This is a genomic window from Leptolyngbya sp. FACHB-8 (genome assembly GCF_014695575.1).
In the GTDB taxonomy this organism is placed as follows: Bacteria; Cyanobacteriota; Cyanobacteriia; order Elainellales; family Elainellaceae; genus Vacuolonema.
Genome location: NZ_JACJOO010000047.1, coordinates 140,298 through 149,508, shown reverse-complemented (window position 1 = coordinate 149,508; position 9,211 = coordinate 140,298). Strand labels below are relative to the sequence as shown.

Below are 9,211 nucleotides of genomic sequence, written 5' to 3'. Positions count from 1 at the left end.
GGCTTGCTCTTGTTCAGGTTGCATGGCTTTGTCTGCGAAGTAGATAGCTCTGATTTTCGCTGATACAACCTAACTTTTCCAGCACTTCAGTTCCTCTTAGGCATTTCTACTCACCGCAAAGGTGACATGCTCCCCATTGCGTGCAACGTCTCTACGACAAGGGTGGTAGCTTGATATGGATTTTTTGATAGTGAAGCAGTTGTTTGTCGAGTAGTGGCATTTGATAAGAAATCTCTACCTCTTTAGGCCGACTTCAAGTCCTTCTTCTAGAAACGAGATAATCAAATGCATTCTCTAGACTGTAATTTCAGTTACAACTTTTGAAGGAAGGCAATAATCTTTGAACCTCCTACGATCGAAGATATAGCAAAAGCGATTTTAGGACGTATTAAATCGCGCTCACAGTGATTTTTGAGCGTGAATAGGGGAGTTTGGCGCAACAGAAGCATCCACTTTCTGTTCAATATGGTTGTACCAAAATGCCGAAATCCCTCACTTGAAAGCCGTCATTTATCTACTGGATTGAGACATTTTAGGAGGTAGAGGTGAGCTTATTTCGACGCATCCGAACTGTTTTAGTCGCGCTATGTTTGGTGGGTGTTCTGCTGACGACCTCAGCTTGTAGTGGCACGGCGACCCAGGTTAGCCAGCCTTCCAGCGATACATCCACCTATTCGCAATTGCAGCGCGGTGATACAGCAACGGGACAAAAATTTGGGGATTGGGTTGTAAGTACAGCCCACGGTTTGGTTCAGGATGCTTATGTGCGTGACAACGACAAACTGGGCGTTGTTATTTCCTCAAAAGTGCATCCTACGGAAGTAAAAGAATTGGCGCGATCGCTCGTCCAGGGCTTCCAAAAGAACTTCCCAAACCGGGATCTACAGGTGTTGGTCTATGCCCCTGATAAACAGCGAATTCTGACTGCCAAGTACAACACTTCTACGCGGCAGATTGAGTATCAAGCGGCATAGGTTCTGTTGTAGAAGTTATTTTTTCGTGCGAAGTGCACAAAAAAATAACTTCAGAAAAACTGCAAATATTAGGAGATGATTATGTCGAGTAGTGATGCCTATAAGCGTCAGATCATGCAAGATCTGTCAGGCGGAAATGTCGAATCTCTCGATGCCAAATCTACCGAAATTGGCAACAACTACGACAACTTTGATGACTTCGCCCGGCGTTCCTCGCGAGATGAGCGGAAGCATCTATTCAGTCAAGCCTTTAAGCCCGAACGGATTCCTTCCAGTCAAATGGAGCCGGAATTGCAGAAGGCGATCGCTCAAATCAAGCCCAATGAGCGCGACGATGTAGCGAAAGAATTTTTGAAGCAGTTGGGCCATCGGGGTTTGAAAGATCATGACCTGGAAAAGCAACTGGGTCTTTCCACCCACCACGCTAGCCGGATGAATGCTGACGATGTGTCGAAGCTTGCATCCTTCGCTTATCACAATCACCCCGACATCTTCCAGGATGTGCTGGCCGATCAACCGGCTCTTGTGAAGATGCTGAGCAATCCGTTAGTTGGGGCTGCTTTGGGGGCGATCGCATCTAAGTGGATGGGTCATCGCTAGTCATCCTACTGCCGTTGTTATCACAAAATAAAGAGGTTGCCGCGCGATGCGCGGCAACCTCTTTATTTTGTGATAACAACAGGATTAATAACTATCGTCCTTCCCGACAGTCTGCCGCTCTAATCGTAAGTTAGCTTCGCTGAGACGATGGGAGATCGCCTGCCGCCAAACTAGATCTACGCTGGAGTCTGCCAGGACATCTTGAGCCATTTGGCGATACAGCGCACTGGTCACGATGTTGACATGCTCTAGAAGACGGAGGTTGTGATAGACCTGGCGGGGGTAGGTGGTGTCCATGCTTGGATCCTTTAGATGAAGTGGAGAAATTGACAGGCAGCGGAGCAGGGGCAACCAATAGAGCACCCCTGCTCTAAGTTTTAGGGGAGATCGGTGTGGCCCATGAGGTAGCGATCGCACTCCCGTGCCGCACCCCGGCCTTCGTTGATGGCCCATACCACAAGGCTTTGCCCCCGACGACAATCACCCGCAGCGAAGACTCCAGGGATTGAGGTAGTGTATTGCTCATGCTCGGCTTTGATGTTGCTGCGTCCATCCCGTTCCAGGCCGAGGGCGTCCAGGAGGGGTTGTTCGGGGCCGAGGAAGCCCATGGCAAGGAGTACCAATTGGGTGGGAGTTACCTTTTCAGTGCCGGGAATGGGTTGGGGGGAGAAGCGGCCATTTTCATCGCGCATCCACTGCACCTGGACAGTGTGAATGGCTTTGACCTGGCCGTTTTCGTCGCCCTCGAACTGAGTAGCCGTGGTGAGGTAGGTGCGAGGATCTGCGCCGAACATGGCAGCCGCTTCCTCCTGGCCGTAATCCATCTTGTAGACTTTGGGCCATTCGGGCCAGGGGTTGCTGGCGGCGCGGGTTTCGGGCGGTTTTGGCATAATTTCCAACTGGGTGACGCTATTGCACCCATGGCGGATGGAAGTGCCGACGCAGTCTGTCCCGGTGTCACCGCCACCAATGATGATTACGTCTTTGCCGGCGGCAGTAATGTAATCTTCGGTGGGGTTACCGTTGAGTACGGTGCGAGTATTTCCTGTGAGGAACTCCATCGCAAAGTGAATGCCTTTGAGTTCCCGGCCTTCAATAGGTAGGTCGCGGGGTTTGGTCGCTCCAGTGCAGAGAACGACGGCATCGTAATCCTTTAGCAAAGTTTCTGCCGAGATGTCTTTGCCTACCTCGGTGTTGCAAACGAAGGTGACGCCTTCGGCTTCCAGCACTTCCAAACGACGCAGCACGACCTTCTGCTTGTCCAACTTCATATTGGGGATGCCATACATAAGCAAACCGCCGGGGCGATCGGCTCGCTCATACACGGTGACCCAGTGGCCTGCCGTATTCAATTGGGTCGCCGCCGCTAGTCCAGCGGGGCCTGAGCCAATCACAGCGACCTTCTTCCCGGTGCGTTTAGTTGGGGGTGTAGGGGTAATCCAGCCGGATTCCCAGCCTTTTTCGGCGATCGAATACTCAATGTTCTTGATGGTCACTGGAGGGTGAGTGATGCCGAGAACGCAGGAGCCTTCGCAAGGAGCAGGGCAAACCCGTCCGGTGAATTCGGGGAAGTTATTGGTTTTGTGGAGGCGATCGAGCGCTTCCTGCCAGAGGCCACGATAAATCAGATCATTCCATTCGGGGATCAGGTTGTTGATAGGGCAGCCGCTGGCCATGCCGCTGAGGGTCATGCCCGTGTGGCAGAAGGGAGTGCCGCAATCCATGCAGCGTGCGCCCTGGGTGCGGAGGTTTTCCTCCGGCATATGAAGGTGGAATTCGTCCCAGTTGCGAATGCGATCGCTCGGGGAGATCTCATCGGCGACCTCCCGCAAATATTCCATAAATCCCGTTGGTTTTCCCATGGTTCTTCCTGGTAAATCTTCTAAAAATCAAGTGATTAGTAGCTTTGAACTAATGAGGGTTTATCCCGAAGGCAAATAGAGTGCGCGACAATAAAATCAGGAGAGAGCCAACGCATCCACAACCGCTATGCAAGCATCTGACAATCCCGATTCAAATGACCTTCGAGACCTAATCCTGGGTTTACAGGAGGAGATAAGAGGGCTGGGCCAACGGCTCAATAGGCTAGAGGAAAAAGTAGACCGTGTTGAGGCGCAGACCGAACCCAGAACTCTGGATGAGAAGGTCGAGAAAGTAGAGTACAAGTTCGATTCCTTCCAGAAGGGAACCGATGGGATGGTCCGCATGGCAACGACTATCATCATCGCGGCAGCCTCGGTAGTAGTGCTCTCCAATATCACTCCGTCTGTCATTAGCCTGGTCAATACCCTCGCTGCTAATAATCAATAGGCTGTAGGGGCGAATAGTCATTCGCCCTTACGGGTGTTATCAACCGCCACCGATGCGGGCGACATCGCGGGCATTCGCTTCGAAGGCAGCGGTGAGGGCGTCGTCTCCAGTGAGGCCATCGGCGATCGCCGTCTGAATGGCCTGTAACACCCGCTTGTAATCGCGAGGCATTACCTTCACAAACCTGGGCACACTGGCCTCCCAATTGGCCAACACCTCAGCGGCCTTACGACTACGGGTGTAATCGGCGTGTTTCTGAATCAGTTCGCGGAGGTCTTGGATTTCTTCCGGTTCCTCCAGGCTTTCGAGGCCGACCATTTGAGTGTTGCAGCGGGTCGCAAAGTCGCCCGCTTCGTCGAGGATGTAGGCCACACCACCACTCATACCAGCCGCAAAGTTGCGCCCTGTCTTGCCAAGGATGACGACCTTACCGCCTGTCATGTATTCGCAACCGTGGTCACCAACGGCTTCCACGACGGTTTTCACGCCCGAGTTGCGAACGCCGAAGCGTTCTCCAGCCATGCCATTGATGAACGCCTCTCCGCCTGTTGCGCCGTAAAAGGCGACGTTGCCGATGATGATGTTCTCTTCGGGGGCGAAGGTGGAAGCTTTATCGGGGTAAATGATCAGCTTGCCGCCACTCAATCCCTTACCGAAGTAATCGTTGGCATCCCCCTCCAATTCCAGCGTCACACCCTTGGGCACGAATGCGCCGAAGCTTTGGCCTGCACTGCCCTGGAAGTGAAGATGAACCGTGTCCTCTGCTAATCCGTCCCAATGGCGTTTAGTGATTTCGTTGCCAAGGATAGTGCCCACCACGCGGTTCGTATTGCGGATAGGTAGGGTGGCACTGACCTTCTCGCCATTTTCGATCGCAGGTTTGCACAGATCCAGCAGGGTGGTGATGTCCAAGGATTTTGCGAGGCCGTGATCCTGAGGAATCTGGCAGTAACGACCAACCTCGGGGCCAACGTCGGGTTGATACAGGATCTTCGATAGGTCAATGCCTTTGGCCTTCCAGTGATCCACCGCTTGCTTCGCTTCCAGAATGTCAGTGCGACCGACCATCTCGCTGAGCGTGCGGAAGCCGAGTTGAGCCATGACTTCCCGCAGCTCTGTTGCGACAAAGCGCATGAAGTTGACGGCGTGCTGGGGATCGCCCACGAAGCTCTTACGAAGTTCGGGATCCTGGGTGGCAATCCCGGCAGGGCAGGTGTTCTTATGACAGACCCGCATCATGATGCAGCCAAGGCTGACCAGAGGAGCAGTGGAGAAGCCGAATTCTTCGGCACCGAGGAGAGCGGCGATCGCCACATCCCTACCCGTCTTCATCTGCCCATCTGTCTCCACTGCAATTCGACTGCGGAGGTCGTTCAGTACCAACGTTTGGTGAGTTTCAGCCAACCCTAATTCCCAGGGCAGGCCAGCGTGCTTGATGGAGGTTTGGGGTGAGGCACCTGTGCCGCCATCAAAGCCAGAGATTAGCACCACATCAGCGTGAGCCTTGGCAACTCCAGCGGCGATCGTTCCCACACCCACTTCAGACACCAGCTTGACGCTGATGCGGGCTTCCCGATTGGCATTCTTCAGGTCGTGAATTAGCTCGGCCAGGTCTTCAATAGAGTAGATGTCGTGGTGGGGCGGTGGGGAAATTAGACCCACACCGGGGGTTGAGTGGCGCACCTTGGCAACCCAGGGATACACCTTTCCACCAGGGAGCTGGCCCCCTTCACCAGGTTTCGCACCCTGGGCCATCTTGATCTGGATTTCACGCGCCTGGGAGAGATACAAGCTGGTGACACCGAAGCGGCCAGAAGCAACTTGTTTGATGGCACTGTTCTTGGAATCACCGCGCTCGTTTGTCCAGGTGTAGCGTTCGGGGTCTTCGCCGCCTTCACCCGTGTTGGACTTGCCGCCGAGACGGTTCATGGCGATCGCTAATGTCTCATGCGCTTCCTTGGAAATCGAGCCATAGCTCATCGCCCCGGTCTTAAACCGTTTGACGATTTCCTCCACAGGCTCCACTTCTTCCAGGGGGATCGGCTCGCGCTGTTTGAAGTCGAGCAGACCGCGCAGGGTGAAGTGCTGCTTGCTCTGGTCATTGACTGATTCGGCGTATTTCTTGAACAGGCTGTAGTCGTCCTCGCGCACTGCCCGTTGCAGCAGGTGGATGGTTTCAGGCCGGAACAGGTGGGCCTCACCATCCCGCCGCCACTGGTACTCGCCGCCAACATCCAACGTAAAGTCTTGAGCAGCACTGGTGGGGAATGCGTGGCTATGACGCATCAGCGCTTCCTGAGTTAGCACGTCCAGGTCAGCCCCTTCAATGCGAGAAGCCGTCCAGGTGAAGTAGCGATCGATCACCGCTTGATTCAGGCCGATCGCCTCAAAGATCTGCGCTCCTCGATAGCTTTGCAGGGTCGAAATGCCAATCTTCGAGGCAATCTTGACGATTCCCTTGGTCGCTGCCTTGGCGTAGTTCTTGCAAGCGGTGCTGTATTCCACACCCAGCAACAATTTCTCATCGATCATGTTAGCGATTGTCTCAAAGGCCAGGTAGGGGTTGATGGCACAGCAGCCGTAGCCCATCAGCACTGCAAAGTGATGGACTTCGCGGGGTTCGCCAGATTCAAGAATGAGGCCGACGCGAGTGCGGGTGCCCTGGCGGATCAGGTGGTGATGCAGGCCAGCTACGGCTATCAGTGCTGGGATGGCTGCACGGTCCACACTGAGGTCGCGATCGCTCAAAATCAGCAGATTCACGCCATCCGCGATCGCCCCATCCGCTTCCGCAAACAGCGCTTCCATCCGAGCCTCTAGACCCTGCACCCCATCCGCTGCGGGGAACAGTATTGGCAAGGTGACGGACTTAAATCCACCCTGCTGAATGCCTTTCAGCTTTGCCAGGTCTGCGTCAGTCAGGATAGGCTTTTGCAACTTGATCAGATTGCAGCTTTCCGGTGTCGGTTCCAGCAGGTTTTTCTCAGAGCCGATGGTGGTAATGGCCGAGGTAATAATTTCCTCGCGAATGGAGTCAATCGGTGGGTTGGTGACCTGGGCGAAGAGTTGTTGAAAGTAGTCGTAGAGCAGCTTGGGGCGATCGCTCAACACCGCTAGCGGGGTATCGGTACCCATTGATCCCACTGCCTCAACGCCATCCTTAGCCATGGGAGTCAGCAGTAGCCGCAGTTCTTCGAAGGTGTAACCAAAGGCTTTTTGACGCTGCGGGAGGGGGAGTTGAGAAGTTAGAGGAGCGATGGGAGCAGCGGGAAGTTGATCGAGATCAACGAGATTTTGAGCCAGCCAGTCGCCGTAGGGATGTTCGTTGATGATTTGGGATTTGATTTCTTCATCGGCCACGATACGGCCTTCTTCCGTATTGACCAGGAACATCCGGCCTGGCTCCAGGCGGCCTTTACGAATGATTCGGTCCGGCTCGATGGGGAGAACTCCCGCTTCGGACGCCATAATCACCAGATCGTCCTGGGTGATGTAGTACCGGGAGGGGCGCAGGCCGTTGCGATCGAGCACCGCACCAATCACCGTACCGTCGGTGAAGCCAATGGAGGCGGGGCCATCCCATGGCTCCATCAGGCAGGAATGGTACTCATAGAAGGCTTTCTTCGCCTCGTCCATGGACTCATGAGCACTCCACGGTTCCGGGATCATCATCATCACCGCATGGGGGAGCGATCGCCCAGATAATGCCAGCAATTCCAGCGCGTTATCGAAGATCAGCGAGTCGCTGCCATCCATGTTAATTACGGGACGAATCTTCTGGATGTCATCACCAAATAGCTCAGACGCAAAGAGGGACTGCCGCGCATTCATCCAGTTGATGTTGCCGCGCAGGGTGTTGATCTCACCGTTATGGGCGATGTAGCGGTAGGGGTGCGATCGCTCCCAGCTCGGGAAGGTGTTGGTGCTGAAGCGAGAATGCACCATCGCCAGCGCACTGGTGAGGTCGGGATCGCGCAAATCCGGGTAGTAATCAGCCACCTGCCCCGGCATCAACATCCCTTTGTAGACGATGGTGCGGGCCGAAAGGCTGGAAGGATACCAGTAGGGATCGCAGTCGTGAGTGCGAATCAGGCCATGGGAGCGCTTGCGGATGACGTAGAGTTTGCGCTCAAATGCGAGGTCATCCGCGAAACTTGCGCCCCGTTCGATGAACACCTGCTGCATCAAGGGTTCGCTGGCTTTAGCAGTGTTACCCAGGGAAGAGTTATCTGTGGGGACATCACGCCACCCTAGAACGCGTAGCCCTTCTTCAGCAACCACCTGTTCAAAAATTTGGCGACCGCGCGATCGCTGCCCTTCATCAGGCGACCCATAAATCATGCCCACGCCATACTGACCGGCTTCGGGCAACGTGATCCCCTGAGCTGCCATCGTCTTCTGCAAGAACAGATGCGGCACCTGAAACAGAATGCCGGCTCCATCTCCTGTATTGAACTCGGCTCCCACAGCCCCCCGGTGATCCAGATTGCAGAGAATAGTGAGGGCGTTCTTCACGATGTCGTGGGACTTCTGCCCCTTCATGTGGACGATAAAGCCAACTCCACAGGCATCGTGTTCAAATTGGGGATCGTACAGGCCCTGACGAGATGGCGCTTGGTAGTGGTTCATTGTGGATACTCGAAAGTAGCGAAAGGGGATGTGTAACGAGGGAAAGTTATGGCACTGACTTCCCTCAATGGGGAAAGATGAGCCTGAACAAATCTCATCGATTGGCTAATCTCAAACTCCTGAGCAATGGACTCGACAGATTCAGGATTTGGGAACAGCAACCGAGTTAAAAGCCTTTGAGAGCGAACAGCCAGGGCTAAAGGGCTGCTCGAATGAAGACGTTCAAAACTGTGACTTCTTCAAAAAAGTCACAGTCCTTTTCAGGGGAAGAGCTTTTTGAGGGTAAAAATACTCAGTTCTTCCAAGTATTTCGGGTGAATGCTAATGCTAAGGATTGAAACGAGTCCTTTTCTCGTAGATACAAGATGACGCTTGAATTCTCTAATGAGAATTCTTGGGGATCGCTCATCTTAAGGAAATTGTCAGATATGTCATGAAACAATGTTCATATTCTGTTGCAAACCTCAAAGCTCATCGATGAGAACGGTTGCCATCTCTCCTATAAACCCACAAGCCTATATTTCTATCACCAAGCGGCGTTTGAGCACTATTAAGAAAGGTTGATTACCTGTGAGTAAAGCTTACAAATAGTAATGCTTTGCAAGAGTATTCTGCTGAGTTCGGTGTTACTACTCGTACTTCGCAAGGGTCAAAACCAAGCTGAGGAATGGGCGATCGCCCTCATCATCAAAGCTTGA

At 53.6% G+C, this 9,211-nt stretch carries 6 protein-coding genes; 3 read left to right on the top strand and 3 right to left on the bottom strand.

The window, feature by feature from the left end; translation table 11 throughout:
• The first annotated feature begins 545 nt into the window (after positions 1–545).
• Complete coding sequence (locus tag H6F91_RS10255; protein WP_190789309.1) at positions 546–974, top strand: hypothetical protein; 429 nt, start codon at positions 546–548, stop codon at positions 972–974.
• Positions 975–1,055: 81 nt separating this feature from the next.
• Positions 1,056–1,574: a hypothetical protein gene (locus tag H6F91_RS10250; protein ID WP_190771838.1), complete on the top strand. Its 519-nt coding sequence runs from the start codon at positions 1,056–1,058 to the stop codon at positions 1,572–1,574.
• Positions 1,575–1,658: 84 nt separating this feature from the next.
• Here the strand turns inward: H6F91_RS10250 and H6F91_RS10245 are convergent, their stop codons facing one another.
• Both H6F91_RS10245 and gltD read right to left on the bottom strand, forming a co-directional pair.
• Complete coding sequence (locus tag H6F91_RS10245) at positions 1,659–1,871, bottom strand: hypothetical protein (RefSeq protein WP_190771837.1); 213 nt, start codon at positions 1,869–1,871, stop codon at positions 1,659–1,661.
• 80 nt (positions 1,872–1,951) lie between these two features.
• Positions 1,952–3,436, bottom strand: a complete 1,485-nt coding sequence (gene gltD / locus H6F91_RS10240; protein ID WP_190771836.1) for a glutamate synthase small subunit — start codon at positions 3,434–3,436, stop codon at positions 1,952–1,954.
• Positions 3,437–3,563: 127 nt separating this feature from the next.
• Here gltD and H6F91_RS10235 point away from each other — a divergent pair, with 127 nt between their 5' ends.
• Complete coding sequence (locus tag H6F91_RS10235) at positions 3,564–3,884, top strand: hypothetical protein (protein WP_190771835.1); 321 nt, start codon at positions 3,564–3,566, stop codon at positions 3,882–3,884.
• 39 nt (positions 3,885–3,923) lie between these two features.
• On the opposite strand, the gene gltB is transcribed toward H6F91_RS10235, so the two are convergent.
• Positions 3,924–8,513: a glutamate synthase large subunit gene (gene gltB, locus H6F91_RS10230; protein ID WP_190771834.1), complete on the bottom strand. Its 4,590-nt coding sequence runs from the start codon at positions 8,511–8,513 to the stop codon at positions 3,924–3,926.
• Between the last annotated feature and the right edge of the window lie 698 nt (positions 8,514–9,211).